The 15015-nt window shown below is 64.6% G+C and carries 13 protein-coding genes, 1 tRNA gene and 1 pseudogene; 11 read left to right on the top strand and 4 right to left on the bottom strand.

The window, feature by feature from the left end; all coding sequences use genetic code 11:
• Positions 1 to 47 precede the first annotated feature (47 nt).
• The 4 genes and pseudogenes from rpsA to aroA form a co-directional block, all read right to left on the bottom strand.
• On the bottom strand, positions 48 to 1745 hold the full coding sequence (gene rpsA, locus FJ414_RS12765) for a 30S ribosomal protein S1 (protein ID WP_140644738.1): 1698 nt from the start codon (positions 1743 to 1745) through the stop codon (positions 48 to 50).
• A 195-nt stretch (positions 1746 to 1940) separates the two neighbouring features.
• Positions 1941 to 2591: a (d)CMP kinase gene (cmk, locus tag FJ414_RS12770; protein ID WP_140644841.1), complete on the bottom strand. Its 651-nt coding sequence runs from the start codon at positions 2589 to 2591 to the stop codon at positions 1941 to 1943.
• Positions 2592 to 2618: 27 nt separating this feature from the next.
• A pseudogene (locus FJ414_RS32095) lies at positions 2619 to 2900 on the bottom strand (hypothetical protein); the annotation flags it as partial.
• Complete coding sequence (aroA, locus tag FJ414_RS12775) at positions 2897 to 4255, bottom strand: 3-phosphoshikimate 1-carboxyvinyltransferase (RefSeq protein ID WP_140644739.1); 1359 nt, start codon at positions 4253 to 4255, stop codon at positions 2897 to 2899. The pseudogene FJ414_RS32095 and the gene aroA, both read right to left, overlap by 4 nt.
• A gap of 196 nt (positions 4256 to 4451) precedes the next feature.
• Here aroA and FJ414_RS12780 point away from each other — a divergent pair, with 196 nt between their 5' ends.
• From FJ414_RS12780 to FJ414_RS12830, 11 genes are all read left to right on the top strand, one after another.
• Positions 4452 to 4847 carry a TIGR02300 family protein gene (locus FJ414_RS12780; RefSeq protein WP_140644740.1) on the top strand — a complete coding sequence of 132 codons (396 nt, stop codon included), beginning with the start codon at positions 4452 to 4454 and terminating at the stop codon, positions 4845 to 4847.
• 161 nt (positions 4848 to 5008) lie between these two features.
• A tRNA-Ala gene (locus tag FJ414_RS12785) sits at positions 5009 to 5084 on the top strand.
• Positions 5085 to 5332: 248 nt separating this feature from the next.
• Entirely contained in the window at positions 5333 to 6868 is a 1536-nt protein-coding gene (locus tag FJ414_RS12790; protein WP_140644741.1) for a sugar ABC transporter ATP-binding protein, read from the top strand.
• Positions 6865 to 7857: an ABC transporter permease gene (locus FJ414_RS12795; RefSeq protein WP_140644742.1), complete on the top strand. Its 993-nt coding sequence runs from the start codon at positions 6865 to 6867 to the stop codon at positions 7855 to 7857. Before FJ414_RS12790 ends, FJ414_RS12795 begins: the two co-directional genes overlap by 4 nt.
• Positions 7854 to 8882 (top strand): ABC transporter permease, encoded by a 1029-nt coding sequence (locus FJ414_RS12800; RefSeq protein ID WP_140644743.1) that lies wholly within the window; start codon positions 7854 to 7856, stop codon positions 8880 to 8882. Before FJ414_RS12795 ends, FJ414_RS12800 begins: the two co-directional genes overlap by 4 nt.
• Before the next feature lie 104 nt (positions 8883 to 8986).
• A complete protein-coding gene (locus FJ414_RS12805) occupies positions 8987 to 10207 on the top strand; it encodes a sugar ABC transporter substrate-binding protein (protein WP_140644744.1) in 1221 nt (406 codons plus the stop codon).
• 65 nt (positions 10208 to 10272) lie between these two features.
• Positions 10273 to 11562, top strand: a complete 1290-nt coding sequence (gene hisD, locus FJ414_RS12810; protein WP_140644745.1) for a histidinol dehydrogenase — start codon at positions 10273 to 10275, stop codon at positions 11560 to 11562.
• A gap of 23 nt (positions 11563 to 11585) precedes the next feature.
• On the top strand, positions 11586 to 12629 hold the full coding sequence (locus tag FJ414_RS12815) for a LacI family DNA-binding transcriptional regulator (RefSeq protein WP_140644746.1): 1044 nt from the start codon (positions 11586 to 11588) through the stop codon (positions 12627 to 12629).
• A complete protein-coding gene (locus tag FJ414_RS12820) occupies positions 12622 to 13236 on the top strand; it encodes a hypothetical protein (RefSeq protein ID WP_140644747.1) in 615 nt (204 codons plus the stop codon). Before FJ414_RS12815 ends, FJ414_RS12820 begins: the two co-directional genes overlap by 8 nt.
• A complete protein-coding gene (locus tag FJ414_RS12825; RefSeq protein ID WP_140644748.1) occupies positions 13208 to 14083 on the top strand; it encodes an N-acyl homoserine lactonase family protein in 876 nt (291 codons plus the stop codon). Before FJ414_RS12820 ends, FJ414_RS12825 begins: the two co-directional genes overlap by 29 nt.
• Positions 14083 to 15015, top strand: coding sequence for a 3-hydroxyacyl-CoA dehydrogenase (locus FJ414_RS12830; RefSeq protein WP_140644749.1), 933 nt, complete (start codon positions 14083 to 14085; stop codon positions 15013 to 15015). The genes FJ414_RS12825 and FJ414_RS12830 overlap by 1 nt, the downstream gene beginning before the upstream one ends.

The following is a 15015-nucleotide window of genomic DNA, read 5'->3' on the forward strand; positions in this document are numbered from 1 at the left end:
GGATCGCTCCGGCGGGTTTTTGCTGTTCGTCAGTTGAAGAGCCTGGCTCAGTTGCCCTGCTTCTTCAGCGCCGCGCCCAGGATATCGCCCAGCGAGGCGCCGGAGTCGGTCGAGCCGTATTGGGCGACCGCTTCCTTTTCCTCGGCGATTTCCAGCGCCTTGATCGAGACCTGCAGCTTGCGGGTCTTCTTGTCGAAGGCGATGACGCGGGCATCGACCTTCTGGCCGACGGTGAAGCGCTCGGGGCGCTGCTCGTCGCGGTCGCGCGAAAGGTCCGAACGCTTGATGAAGGTCTCGATGCCGCTGTCGACCAGCCGCACGTCCAGACCGCCATCCTTCACGCCGATGACCTCGCAGGTGACGACGGCGTTCTTGCGCAGTTCGCCGCTGTTGGCCGCTTCGCCGACAGTGTCACGGGCCAGCTGCTTGATGCCGAGCGAGATGCGCTCCTTCTCGATGTCGACGTCGAGCACCTGCGCCTTGACCACGTCGCCGCGATTGTACTCTTCGATGACCTGCTCGCCCGGACGGGTCCAGTCGAGGTCGGAAAGGTGCACCATGCCGTCCACGTCGCCTTCCAGGCCGATGAACAGGCCGAACTCGGTCTTGTTCTTGACCTCGCCCTCGACCTGGCTGCCGACCGGATGGCTCGAGGCGAAAGCCTGCCACGGGTTTTCCAGCGTCTGCTTGAGGCCGAGCGAGATGCGGCGCTTGGCCGGATCGACCTCGAGCACCACCACGTCGACTTCCTGCGTCGTCGACAGGATCTTGCCGGGGTGCACGTTCTTTTTCGTCCACGACATTTCCGAAACGTGGATGAGGCCCTCGATGCCCGGCTCCAGCTCGACGAACGCGCCGTAGTCGGTGATGTTGGTGACGGTGCCCTTGATCTTCTTGCCGATCGGGAACTTGGTGCCGATATCCGACCACGGATCCGACTCGAGCTGCTTCATGCCGAGCGAGATGCGGTGGGTTTCCTGGTTGATGCGGATGATCTGCACCTTGACCGTCTGGCCGATGTTGAGGATCTCGGTCGGATGGTTGACGCGGCGCCATGCCATGTCGGTGACATGCAGCAGGCCGTCGATGCCGCCGAGGTCGACGAACGCACCGTAGTCGGTGATGTTCTTGACCACGCCTTCGACCACCTGGCCTTCCTCGAGGTTCTGCACGATTTCCGAACGCTGTTCGGCGCGGCTCTCCTCGAGCACGGTGCGGCGCGACACCACGATGTTGCCGCGGCGGCGATCCATCTTGAGGATCTCGAAGGGCTGCGGGTTGTGCATCAGCGGGGTGACGTCGCGGATCGGGCGGATATCGACCTGGCTGCGCGGCAGGAACGCCACGGCGCCGTCGAGGTCGACGGTGAAGCCGCCCTTGACCTGGTTGAAGATGACGCCTTCGACGCGCTCACCCTTGGTGAACTTCTCTTCGAGACGCACCCAGCTCTCCTCGCGGCGAGCCTTCTCGCGCGACAGCATGGCCTCGCCAAGCGCGTTCTCGATGCGCTCGACATAGACTTCGACGGTGTCGCCGACCTTGAGGGAGGATTCCTTGCCCTTGGCGCCGAATTCCTTCAGCGGCACGCGGCCTTCGACCTTGAGGCCGACATCGATGATGGCCATGTCCTTTTCGATCGCGGTGATCGTGCCCCGGACAACCTGACCCTCGCCGGAATGGCCGGCGGTGAATGATTCTTCGAGCATGCTCGCGAAATCGTCGCGAGACGGATTAGCAGCTGACATTGTTTCTCCTGGAATGCTCCGCTTCTGTCGCGGAGCGGGCGCCGTGGGTTAGCGTTGCGTGAGCCTGCCGGCGTTCCGGGCTGAAGAGCCCTTGGCCGCTGTTCAGGCGGCAAGTCCGGCGCATGAAGAATGCTGGCAGGCTGGTTCGTGCCCGATATGGGTATTTTCGCCGCCAACGGCAATCGAAAAACCTGATCAGGCCTTGTTTCTCTTGGCAAGGACGTCGTCAACGATCGCCATCGCCGCCAGAAACGCGGCTTCTATAGCCATTTCGCTGGTATCAAGCAAGTGCGCGTCGGCAGCCGGCTTGAGCGGCGAGTCGGCGCGGCCCATGTCGCGCTCGTCGCGGCGCTGGATATCGGCGAGGATTTCGCCGAAATCGGCCGTGCCGCCCATGCTCTCGATTTCGTTCAGCCGGCGTCGCGCCCGCACCTCGGCGCTGGCGGTCACATAGAGTTTTATCTCGGCGTCGGGGCAGACGACGGTGCCGATGTCGCGGCCGTCGAGCACCGCGCCCGGCGGCATCTTTGCGAAGTCGCGCTGCTTTTCGACCAGGATGCGCCGGACCGACGGGATGACGGCCACTTTCGAGGCGGCTTCGCCCACCGCATGCGCCGACAGCACCGAACGGTCGAGCCGCGTCAGGTCGACCTGGCGCGCCGCGGTTTCCGCCGCCGAGACATTGTCGAGCGGCAGCCCGACCTGCAGCAGCGCATGGGCGACTGCGCGATAGGTCAGCCCGGTGTCGAGCAGGTTCAGCCGGTAGTGGTCGGCCAGCCGCCGGGCCAGCGTGCCCTTGCCGGCCCCGGCGGGACCGTCGATGGCGATGGTGAAGGTCGAGGTCATTCGATGCCTTGACGCAAGCGCCTTGCGCCACTGGCGGTCGAATTCGGCCGCTGTGACCGGCAAGGCCTCGAAATCAGGATCCGAGTTGATCTCTTCGATATCGGGAAAGCCTTCGGTGGAATTTCGTGTCCCTCCGATTTCAAGGTCGTCTGATCCGTCCGGGGCATCACCGCGAATGGCGAAGCCAACCGACCCATCAGCATAGAACTCTATTGTCCGGTTTTGGAAATTGTCGTCTGCGATTTCATACCAGAGGTGAGATGGCTCTTCCGCGATCTCATGCTTCCAGTGAACGTAGACGTATTTCATACAATCTCCGCGCCCAGCCCCTTCATCAGTCCCATGAACTCCGGAAAACTCGTCGCGATCATCGCCTGGTCGTCGATCGTCACCGGCTTCTCGGTCGCCAGCCCCATGACGAGAAAGCTCATGGCGATGCGGTGGTCGAGATGCGTCTGCACGGTCGTGTCCTGGCCATTCGGATGGCCGCCCAGGCCCTTGCCGCCTGGCCTGCCGCGCACGGCAAGCGAAGCTTCGCCTTCCGTGCAGTCGACGCCGTTGAGCTTCAGCCCGTTGGCGACCGCCGACAGCCGGTCGGATTCCTTGACCCGCAATTCCTCCAGCCCCTGCATCAGCGTCTCGCCCTCGGCGAAGCTCGCGGCAACCGCCAGGACCGGGTATTCGTCGATCATCGACGGCGCCCGCTCCGGCGGCACGGTGACGCCTTTCAGTTCGGAATAGCGCACGCGCAGGTCCGCCACATCCTCGCCGCCGGCATTGCGCGGGTTGAGGGTGTCGATCCGGCCGCCCATTTCCTGCAGCGTCAGCAAAAGCCCGGTGCGGGTCGGGTTCATCAGCACGTTTTCGATCGTGATGTCGGAGCCCGGCACGATGAGTGCCGCGACCAGCGGGAAGCCGGCCGAGGAGGGGTCGCCCGGCACCGCGATGGTCTGCCCGGTGAGCTTGCCCTGGCCTTCGATGAAGATATGGCGCACGCCGCGCTCGTCGGCCTCGACGCTCAGATTGGCGCCGAAGCCTTTGAGCATCTTTTCGGTATGGTCGCGCGTCATCACCGGCTCGATAACGGTGGTGATGCCGGGCGTGTTGAGGCCGGCGAGCAGCACCGCCGACTTCACCTGCGCGGAAGCCATCGGCACGCGGTAGGTGATGGGGGCTGCGTGCTTCGGCCCGTGCAGCGTGATCGGCATGCGGTCGCCGGGCGCTGCCTTCAGCACCTGCACGCCCATCTGGCGCAGCGGGTCGAGCACGCGGCCCATCGGCCGGCCGGAAAGCGAGGCGTCGCCGATGAAGGTGGTCTCCATGTCATAGGTGCCGACCAGCCCCATGGTGAGGCGCGAGCCGGTGCCGGCATTGCCGAAATCGAGCGGGCCTTCCGGCTGCAGCAGCGCGCCGTTGCCGGTACCGCGGATCACCCATTCGGCGCCCTTCTTTTCGACATGCGCGCCCATTGCCTTCATGGCGGCGCCCGTGCGCATCACGTCCTCGCCTTCGAGCAGGCCGGTGATGCGGGTCTCGCCGGAGGCGAGGCCGCCGAACATGAAGGAGCGATGCGAAATAGATTTGTCGCCCGGCACGCGCGCTGTGCCGGCAAGGGCAGGGGATTTGCGGGCCGTGGCTGGCTTAGCGGCGGCGGAGTGAGACATCCTTGTCTTCCAAATGAAATGCCGGCTGGCCGGCTCGGTTCGTCATGGTGCGGCGGTCTCGTATCACGGTGCGTTGCAATGGTCATCCCCTTGTGCGAGGCCTTCGAATACGAGCATTTTACAATGCCGGCTTTTGGCTTTGACAGCGCTCAAAACTGCGGTTATGGGGACCACTCTTTTATTGACGAGGCCTACTGTGGCAAAAGCTGAACTTGGCACCAAGCGTGTCGACCCCGAAACGGGTCGGAAATTCTACGATCTCAACAAGGACCCGATCGTCTCGCCTTATACCGGCAAGAGCTATCCACGCTCCTATTTCGACGAAGGCAAGATTTCCGCCGTCGAGGAAGATGAGGAAGTCGCCGAGAAGGAAGTGGACGCCGACGAAGAGGAAGGCGCCGAAGTCGTCTCGCTCGAGGAGGCAGATGACGAGGCCAAGGGCGGCGCAGACGACCTTCCCGATCTTGGCGATGATGAAGAAGATGTCGATCTCGGCGACGATGAGGACGACACCTTCCTTGCCGACGAAGAGGAAGAGGACGATGACGTCGCCGATATGATCGGCGTCGGCGACGACGATGACGAAGTCTGATTTCGTTTGCCGGCCATTTTGGCCTGTGACGAAAAAGCGGCTTTTCAAGGCTTGATCTTGACCGAAGGCGGCGCTAGAAGCCGCCAGCACTAAACAACGGCGCGGTTCCCGACCGCGCCGGATCTCTTCGCCGGAAACGGCGCCGGCTGACTGCCGGGAGTGGGGCCATAGCTCAGTTGGGAGAGCGCTTGAATGGCATTCAAGAGGTCGTCGGTTCGATTCCGATTGGCTCCACCAAACAGTCCTTCTTCGATCATGGTTTCCGGGCAGCGGAAAATAGTCCGGCTTTTCCCAGCCTAGCGCAGCGTTTCGCGAAACGCCCCAGACGAGGGCGCGAGATTTCGCGGTCTTCTCGTCGGCGATCCAACGCGTCATTTCGAAGGTGTGATAGAAATCTGTTGACAGCGAATATTGCTTTGTGAAACGGTGAGAACGTTCTCAGAGAACGTTCTCACCGCAGCTGCGACCTTACCTTGGGAGGGGGTATGAGCACCGACGAGACCCGGCTAGCCGTCCGCATCGCCAAGATTGCGAAGTCCTACGGGCCGACCGTCGCGCTCGATTCCGTTTCCATCGACCTGCGTCCGGGCGAAGTCCATGCACTGCTGGGCGAGAACGGCGCCGGCAAGTCGACGCTGGTGAAGATACTCAGCGGCGTGGTGAAGCCGGACGGCGGATCGATGTCGATCTTAGGCTCGCCCTATACGCCGCACGGCATCGTCGATGCGCGGACACAAGGCGTGGCGACCGCTTTCCAGGAACTCAGCCTGCTGCCCAACCTCAGCATCGCCGAAAATCTGATGCTGCCGAAAATGCCCAGGGGCATGCTCGGCTTCGCGTCGCACCGCACGGCCATGGCTTCCGCCGGCAGGATCCTCCGGGATTATGGCCTCGCGCATTTCGATCCCGACACGCCGGCGGGCGTGCTTTCGCTGTCGGACCGCCAGCGGCTCGAAATCGTGCGCGCCTTCACCCATGCCGCGAAACTTTTGATCCTCGACGAGCCGACGGCGGCGCTGGCCGACGTCGAATGGCTGTTCGAGCTCGTGCGCCGGCAAAAGTCCCTGCAGACCGCCATCCTCTACATTTCCCATCGTCTCGGCGAAGTGCGCAGCTTGTGCTCGCGCGCCACCATCCTGCGCAATGGCCGCAGCATCGGCACCGTCGAGCTTTCGGGCGCCTCGGACGAGAACATCTTCGAGATGATGGTTGGCCGCAGCGCGCGCGAGACCGTGAACGCGTTGCCCGCAGCCGGCGATGCTGCGCCCATCGCGCTCGGCGTCACGGGCCTCTCGGGCGGCATCCTGAGCGACGTGTCGTTCAATGTCAGGCAGGGCGAGATCGTCGGCATCGCCGCGCTCGAGGGGCAGGGCCAGCGCGACCTGTTCAGGACGCTGGTCGGACTTACCAAGGCCAAGGCCGGAAGCGTCGAGATCGACGGCGTGCGCGCTCAGATCGCCAGCCCGGGTGCCGCGCTGCATTTCGGCAACGGCCTCGCCTACCTGCCCGAGGACCGCAAATCGGAAGGTATCCTCGCGGGCCTCACCACGGCCAGCAACATGGTGCTGCCGATCATCTCCCGGATCGCGCGGGGCGGCATCGTGTGGCCCGCCGGTGAGCGTCGCGTCGCGCGGGAAACCGCCGCCGCGGTCGACCTGCAGGAGCGTTACCTGCATTTCAAGATCGACGAACTGTCCGGCGGCAACCAGCAGAAAGCGCTTCTGGCGCGCGTCATCATGACCGGCGCGCGCACCTTGCTGCTGTTCGATCCGACGCGCGGGGTCGATGTCGGAACCAAGCAGTCGATCTACGAGGCGATCCGCAAATTCACCGCCGATGGCGGCTCCGTGCTTTTCTATTCGTCTGAACTGCCGGAACTGGTGCACCTCGCGCATCGCTGCATCGTGCTCTATAGCGGCCGTATCTTCGCCGAATATCAGGGCGACGCGATCGACGAGCAGACGATCGTCGGCGCGCTGATCGGCCATGCTCGGGGCGCGAAGACGGGAGTGGCGGCATGAGCGCGATCGCGGCAAACCCGGCGCCCCGCCGCTCGCCTTTCTGGCGCGCCGTCATCAGCGGCACCGGCATCGTCGCGCTGATCTATGTGCTGCTTTACGCGCTCTATGCGTTCTGGCAGCCCGATGCGCTCTCGGTCTACACATTCACCGACCTCGTCAACAATTCGACACCGCTGGCGCTCGCGGCGGCGGGTGAGACGCTGGTCGTCATCAGCCGCGGCTTCGACCTGTCCGTCGCGGGCGTCGTCTCGCTGACCAACGTGCTGATGGCCGTCTATCCGCTCGACGGCCCGGGCGGAGCGTTGATCAGCCTCTTGATGTGCTGCGCGACCGGCGCCTTCGTCGGCATGATCAACGGCATTCTGGTTGCAAGGCTCGGGCTTCAGACCATCGCCGCGACGCTGGGCACAATGATCGTCTGCCAGGGGCTGGCGCTCGTTATTCTCGACGCGCCGGGCGGCATGGTCGCCGACTTCGTCACCTATACTTTGACCGATACGCTCTTCGGCGTCGTTCCGATCGCCGGCCTGTTCCTGGTCGCCGCCGTCATGGCGTGGCTGGCCTTCCGGCGAACCAACACCGGCATCGGCCTCTATGCGATCGGCGCCGACGAGCAGTCGGCCCGTTTCTCAGGCATTGCCGTCTTCGGCGTTCGCATCACCGCCTTCGTCGGCGCCGGCATCCTCTACGGCGTCGCCGGCTTCATGCTGAGCGCCCAGACCGCGACCGGCAATCCGACCGCGGGCACGCCGTTCTTGATGCTTACCTTCGCCGCCGTGGCGCTCGGCGGCACGCCGCTCAGCGGTGGCCGCGGCAGCCTCGTCGGCTCGATCCTCGGCGCCGGCACGCTGATGCTGCTGCAGAAGGTGCTGTTCTCGGGCGGTGTGTCGTCCTTCTACACCGGCATCTTCCAAGGCTTCGTGCTGGTGCTTGCGATCGTCTTCGGCAACACGGTGGCGCGCCTGCTCAAGAAGGACGAAGCCCGGTGAACGCGCACAAGGACATAGCGATGCCTTTCGACGCCTCCTCCGACCAGCGCGGCAGGCAGAAGCTCGACCGAGAAACGGTGAACACGCTTGTCGTGTTCGGCCTGAGCATCGTGCTCGTGGTGTGCTCGCGCTTCATCAGCCCGGCCCTCGGTTCTTGGAGCCAAGTGCTCACGGTGCTGATCCTCGCCTCGTTCCTGATCATCCTGTCCTTCGGCCAGGGCCTCGTCATCCTGATCGGCGGACTGGATCTCTCCATCCCTGCCCTGATCACGCTCGGCGGCGTCCTCACGACGACCTGGATCGGCACGGGCGACGCCGGCGTCTGGTATATGCTGCCCGCCATCCTGGTCATCTGCGCCCTCGTCGGCGCGGTCAGCGGCATCGGCACCGTCTGGCTGAAGGTGCCGCCCTTCATCATGACGATGGCGACGTCGATCGTCGTCGCTTCGGTGGCGCTCGGCTATACCAGCGGCACGCCGCGCGGCGGTTCGCCATCGGCCTTGTTATGGCTGATGAAGGCGTGGTTCCTCGGCGTGCCGGTGGTCATCTACTTCACCCTCGCCTTCATCCTGTTCGGCTGGCTCCTGCAGAACTTCACCGCGCTCGGTCGCCGGCTCCGCGCGCTCGGCACCAACAGGAACGCCGCGCTCATCGCCGGCGTCAGCGTCAACCGGCTCGAGCTCGTGCCCTACGCGATCAGCGCGGCCTGCGCCGGCTTCGTCGGCATGATGCTGGTCGGCTATTCGAACGGCGCGACGCTCAGGATGGGCGACAGCTACATGCTGCCCTCGATCGCCGCTGTCGTGATCGGCGGCTCCTCGATCCTCGGCGGCAACGGAACCTTCATCGGCACCGTGGGCGGCGCAATCCTTCTGACCACGCTCGGCACGATGATCTCGGCCATCGGCCTCAGCGAGGGATGGCGCACCATCATCGAGGGCGCGATCATCGTCGGGGCGCTGCTGGTGCTGCGGGGCGAGTTCCTGACCCACATCGGAAATCGGATGCTGACACGAAGGAAATGACCATGCGCCTGCATGCCAATGCTTGTTGCCCAATTGTGAGAACGTTCTCACAAGCTCTGGTCCGGCACCTGAAAGGGCCAAATTCCAAAGGGAGGTTGATGGAAATGAAGCTGTTAAGAAGACTAGGACTGGCCGCGTCGCTGACGCTTGCCACCACTGCGGGCGTTGCGATGGTCGTCGACCACGCAGACGCGCAGGACAAGAAGCTCAAGGTCTATCTGTCGTTGAGCTACAGCGGCAATTCGTGGCAGTCGGAGGCCGCCAACATCGTCAAGGCGCTGGCGCAGACGCCGCCCTACGACAAGACGGTGGAGCTCAAGGAGGTCATCTCCGGCACCGATCCGCAGGCGCAGATCTCCGCCTATGAAAGCATGATCCAGGATGGCGCCGACGGCATCATCAGCTTCCCGATCTCGTCGACGGCGCTGAACCGCACCATCCATCGCGGCTGCCAGAAGGGCGTGCTCTTCTTCATGTACGACGCGACGGTGACCGAGCCGTGTGCCTACAACGTCAGCTACATCACCGCCGGCTTCGGCGAGAACACCGCCCAGGCGCTGGTCAACATCCTCGGCGGCAAGGGCAACATCTTCCTGAGCCGCGGCGTCCCGGGCAACTCGGTGGACAAGCGCCACACCGACGGCGCGATGCACATCTTCAACCAGTATCCGGGCATCAAGGTGGTCGCGGAATACTATTCCTACTGGGATGACCGCACCACGCAGCAGGAGACTGCCAAGGCGCTCGCCGCGCATCCGGATGTCGACGGCATCTGGGCCCAGGCCGGCGAATACGGCGCGATCCAGGCGCAGCTCGACAAGGGCAACAAGCTGGTGCCGATGACCGGCGAGAATTCCGACGGTTTCCGCCTCGGCCTGGCCGATCCGAAGATGCAGGGTATGGGCCTCAAGGGCGTTTCGGCCGGCTCGCCGCCCGCTACCTCCGGCTATGCTTTCAAGCTGATGATGGAGATCCTGACCAAGAAGCGCGAGCTGAAGCCGATGAACATCGAGTACCCCCTACCATGGGTGCCGGCCGATCAGGTCAAGCCCTGCAAGGGCGACACCTTCGCCGACGGCTGCAACGTCTTCCCGTCCGACAAGGTGCCGTCCTCCTTCGTCACCGAGGTCTTCAATCCCGAGCTTCTGCCGGAACTGTCGCTGCAGTCGGCGCTGGAGGGCAAGCCGACACCGGGTGCGACCATCCAGCCGCTGCCGGCGGATGTGAAGCAGGCGCCCGACGCGCCCGGCATCAACTGCGCGACGTGCAAGGCCCCGGCCGACGAATACAAGCTCACCAAGATCGAGCCGACGGTTAAGCCCTGACGATCAGCAATGCGACAGATGGACGGCATCCTGCCGTCCATCTCACCCAAGACAAGGATGAGAAAATGCCGACCTTTCTGAAGCGGGGCAGGGATCCCGAGGCTATCGCCCAGGGCGACGCGGTTGTCCGCACGACCGTCGAGACGATCCTCGCCGATATCGAGAAACGGGGCGACGCCGCCGTCCGGGAACTGTCGGAGCGTTTCGACAAATGGTCGCCGCCGAGCTTCCGGCTGAGCGACCGCGATATAGAAGAGGCCATTTCCAAAATCTCGGCGAGGGACCTGGAGGACATCCGCTTCGCCCAGGCGCAGGTCCGCAATTTCGCCGAGAAGCAGCGCGCCTGCCTGCAGGACCTCGAGGTGGAAACCCTGCCCGGTGTCGTCCTTGGCCACAAGAACATCCCCGTCGAGACGGTCGGCTGCTACGTGCCGGGCGGCAAATATCCGATGGTCGCCTCCGCGCATATGAGCGTGGTTACCGCAAGGGTCGCCGGCGTGAAGAAGATCATCGCCTGCGCGCCGCCTTTCCAGGGCGGGCCGCATCCGGCGATTGTCGCCGCCATGCATATGGGCGGCGCCGACGAAATCTACGTTCTGGGCGGCATCCAGGCCGTCGGCGCCATGGCGCTCGGAACCGAGACCATCGGGCGTGTCGACATGCTTGTCGGCCCCGGCAACGCCTTCGTCGCCGAGGCCAAGCGCCAGCTCTACGGCCGCATCGGTATCGACCTGTTCGCCGGCCCGACCGAAACGCTGGTGATCGCCGACGACAGCGTCGACGGCGAGATCTGCGCGACCGACCTGCTCGGCCAGGCCGAACACGGCCCGACGAGCCCGGCGGTGCTTCTGACCAATTCCGAGAAGCTGGCGCGCGACACCATGGCGGAGATCGAGCGCCAGCTGAAGGTGCTGCCGACGGCCGAGATCGCCGCCAAGGCCTGGGCCGACTACGGCGAGGTGATCGTGTGCGAATCCTACGAGGAGATGGTCGCGGAAGCCGACCGGATCGCCTCCGAGCACGTGCAGGTGATGACGCGAGATCCCGACTACTTCTTGAACAACATGCGCAACTACGGCGCGCTGTTCCTGGGGCCGCGCACCAATGTCGCCTATGGCGACAAGGTCATCGGCACCAATCATACGCTGCCGACCAAGAAGGCGGCCCGCTACACCGGCGGTTTGTGGGTTGGCAAGTTCATCAAGACCTGCACCTATCAGCGCGTCCTGACCGACGAAGCGAGCGCCATGATCGGCGAATATTGTTCGCGTCTGTGTGTCCTCGAGGGATTCTACGGACATGCCGAGCAGGCCAACATACGGGTCCGCCGCTACGGAGGTCGCAACGAGGCCTAAGGCAGCGCGCCAACGGAGTTTTCATGTCGATCGTCGCCCGTAACAAGAACAGCAAGCCCCGCGTGACCGTTAAGGATCTGGCGCGGGATCTGGGCATGTCTGTTTCGACCGTCTCCAGGGCTTTTCACGCCGATGCGGTGATCGCCAAGGACACGCGGGACGTGGTGCTGAACCGCGCGCGGGAGATCGGCTATTCGCCGAACCCCTTCGCGCGCAGTCTCATCACCAAGAAGACGCGCATCGTCGGCGTGGTCGTCGCCGACATCACCAACCCGTTCTATCCGGAAGTGCTGACCCGGCTCACCACCGAACTGCGGGCCATCGACATGAATGTGATGCTGGTCGCGGCGGACCAGTCGGGCGAGGTCGACCAGGCGCTGCGCCTCCTCCTCAACTACCAGCCGGACCTCGCCATCATTCTCGCGGCGACCTTGTCCTCGGAAGCCGCGCAGGAGTGCCGCAAGGCCGGCACGCCGGTGATCTTCTTCAACCGGCTGTCGGCCGACGACCATGCCTTCGGCATCTCCTGCGACAACATCCTCGGCGGCCGCAGCATTGCCGACTATCTGGTCGACACCGGCCACCGGCGCCTGGCCTACATCGCCGCGCTGGCGGATGCCTCGACCAATGTCGCCCGTCACCGCGGCTTCAGCGAGCGCGCGGTCGAACGGGGTCTTGCCGCTCCCGTCGTCATCGAGGCGGGGCAGTTCAGCTACCATGCCGGCTACGAGGCCGCCCGCAAGCTGCGCGATCTCAAGGAGATGCCCGACGGCGTGTTCTGCGCCAACGACATTCTCGCCATCGGCTTCCTCGATGGGGTGCGGCGCGAGCTTGGCCTTGGCGTGCCGGACGACATCTCGATCGTCGGCTTCGACGACATCGAGATGGCCCACTGGCCCTCGCACGGGCTGACCACGGTCCAGCAGCCGATCGAAAAGATGTTGGAGGCGACGATCTCGCTGGCCAGGGAGCTTGGCACGAATGCCGGACGCGAGCCAGTCGTGCAGATGATCCCGCCGGGCGCCGTGATCGAGCGCGCGACGACGCGTCGGAGGCATGATGGCTGACCTGTCCGCCAAGCGGTTCTTCGAGCGCGCGGTCACCGTCCACCGCTACGATTGCGAGCTGATCATGCCGCCGCCATCGGGCGCCGAAAGCGCGGAAACCAAGCAGACCATCGAGAACGATCCTGCGGCCAACGAGGCCGTCGTCCGCTACGTGGTCGCCACCCGTCCCGTCTATGACGGCCTGCGCAGGTTGATCGGGCAGGTCGCCGGCCTACTCATCCTGGCCGAGGCCGGCGGCCGCCGCGATGTGCTCGACCTGCCGGATATCCTTGCGGCGCGCGAGCGCTGGGCCGAGGTCGAGCAGCGCCTGGGCGTCTTGCAGGCGCCGGGCGGCCTGGAAGGCCATCTCGCCCGCCTGGAGACCGCGCACGCGACGCTCGGCGAAGTGCTGGACGATTTCGGTCTGGCCCGGCTGCAACGCGACTGGCAGCAGCATCTCGACCGGGCGGGAGACAGGGTCAAGCACGCCTATGCCTGGCTGCAGGCGGCGTCGGAACCGCGCGCCGGCATGACGCCGGTCGACTTCAATCATGCCTGCTGCAGTTGTGCACAGCGTTGGCGATATCAGGGAGGAAACGATGGGCCAATATTCGATCTGGGTGCTTGAGTACAGCTACGTCACCAGCTACCACAAGAGCGGCGTGCTCTACGGCGCCCACAACCAGGGCTACGTCAAGCTTCCCTATTGCTATGCGCTGATCAAGGGCAACGGCCACGTCGCCATGGTCGATGTCGGCTACAACAACAAGGACTACGGCAAGCATCTCGGCGACAAGTTCGGCGTCGAGAACTGGCGCTCGCCCGAGACCGTCCTCGGCGAGATCGGCCTGTCGCCGAAGGACGTCGACACGGTCTTCGTCACGCACGCCCACTTCGACCATTTCGGCAATGTCGAGGACTTCCCCAAGGCGACCTTCTACATCCAGGAGAAGGAGATCGCGAAATGGGTCTGGGCGATGTCGCTGCCGGACCGCATGCGCTGGATGAACGTCGCCGTCGACCCGGGCGATATCGTGCGCGGCGTCGACCTTGCCCGCCAGAAGCGGCTGGTGACGCTCGATGGCGCCAGGCAGGACGTGCTGCCGAATGTCGATCTCAATCCCGCCTTCGACAGCCACACCTATGGTTCGATGTGGGTCACCGTGCGCAACGGCAAGGAAGACACCTGGGTGCTGGCGGGCGATCTGGTCTATGTCTTCGACAATATCGAGGGCTCGGGAGCGGCCGTCGATGTCGAGACGCTCTATGTCCCGGTGGGGCTTGCCGTCGGCAGCCAGACCAATCTCGTGCTGGCGACCGAGGAGATGATGAAGCAGGTGAACTACGAGGCGCGCCGCGTCATTCCCATCCACGAAGAGCGGCTGAAGGACCGTTTCCCGTCGCGCATCACCAAGGATGGCCTGCGCATCACTGAAATCTGCCTCGCGGACGGCGAGAAATCGCGGGTGCAGTAATGGAGGCAATCCGCAAGGTCGCCATCGTCGGGGCGGGGCTTGTCGGCCGCGGCTGGTCGATCGTCTTCGCCCGGGCCGGGCATGACGTGGTCGTCTATGACGGCAGCGCCGAGACCCGCGCAGCGGTGATCGACAGGATCCGCGCCAGTCTCGCCGACATGCAGGAAGCCGGGCTGGTAGACGCCATCGATCCCGTCATGCGGCGGTTGAGCGTTGTCGACACGCTGGAGGCCGCGGTCGCTGGCGCCGACTATATCCAGGAATCGGTGCTCGAACGGCGTGACGTCAAGCAGGCAGTCTGCCTCGAGATCGACCGGGCCATGCGGCCGGACGCGGTCGTGGGCAGTTCGAGCTCAGGCATTCCCGCCTCGGCTTTCACGGAGCGATGCGTCAACCGGGCCCGCTTCCTCGTGGCGCATCCCGTCAATCCTCCGCATCTGATCCCGCTGGTCGAACTTGTTCCGGCGCCATGGACCGATGCCGACGTCGTGCCCTGGCTGCGGGAGCAGATGGAACAGGCGGGCCAGGCCGCTATCGTCGTGCGCAAGGAGGTTGACGGTTTTGTCCTCAACCGGCTCCAGGGGGCACTGCTCAACGAGGCCTGGGCCTTGCTGGAGGAGGGCGTCGCAAGTGCGGCCGACATAGATCTGACCGTGTCGCACGGGCTTGGCTACCGCTGGTCCTTCATGGGACCGTTCGAGACGATCGACCTCAACGCGCCGGGCGGGATCGCGGATTACGCACGGCGCTTGGGGCCGCTCTACCACGCGATCGCGCTGGCAAGGCGCGATCCGGCGCCGTGGTCCGAAGCGCTCATCGCCAGGGCCGAAGCCGAGCGCCGCGAAAAGCTGCCGGCATCCCGGCTGGGCGAGCGCAGCACTTGGCGCGACCGCAATCTCATGGCGCTGGTCGCGCACAAGCGACGCACCTGA

The sequence above is a fragment of the Mesorhizobium sp. B3-1-6 genome (assembly GCF_006439555.1).
Classification (GTDB): domain Bacteria; phylum Pseudomonadota; class Alphaproteobacteria; order Rhizobiales; family Rhizobiaceae; genus Mesorhizobium.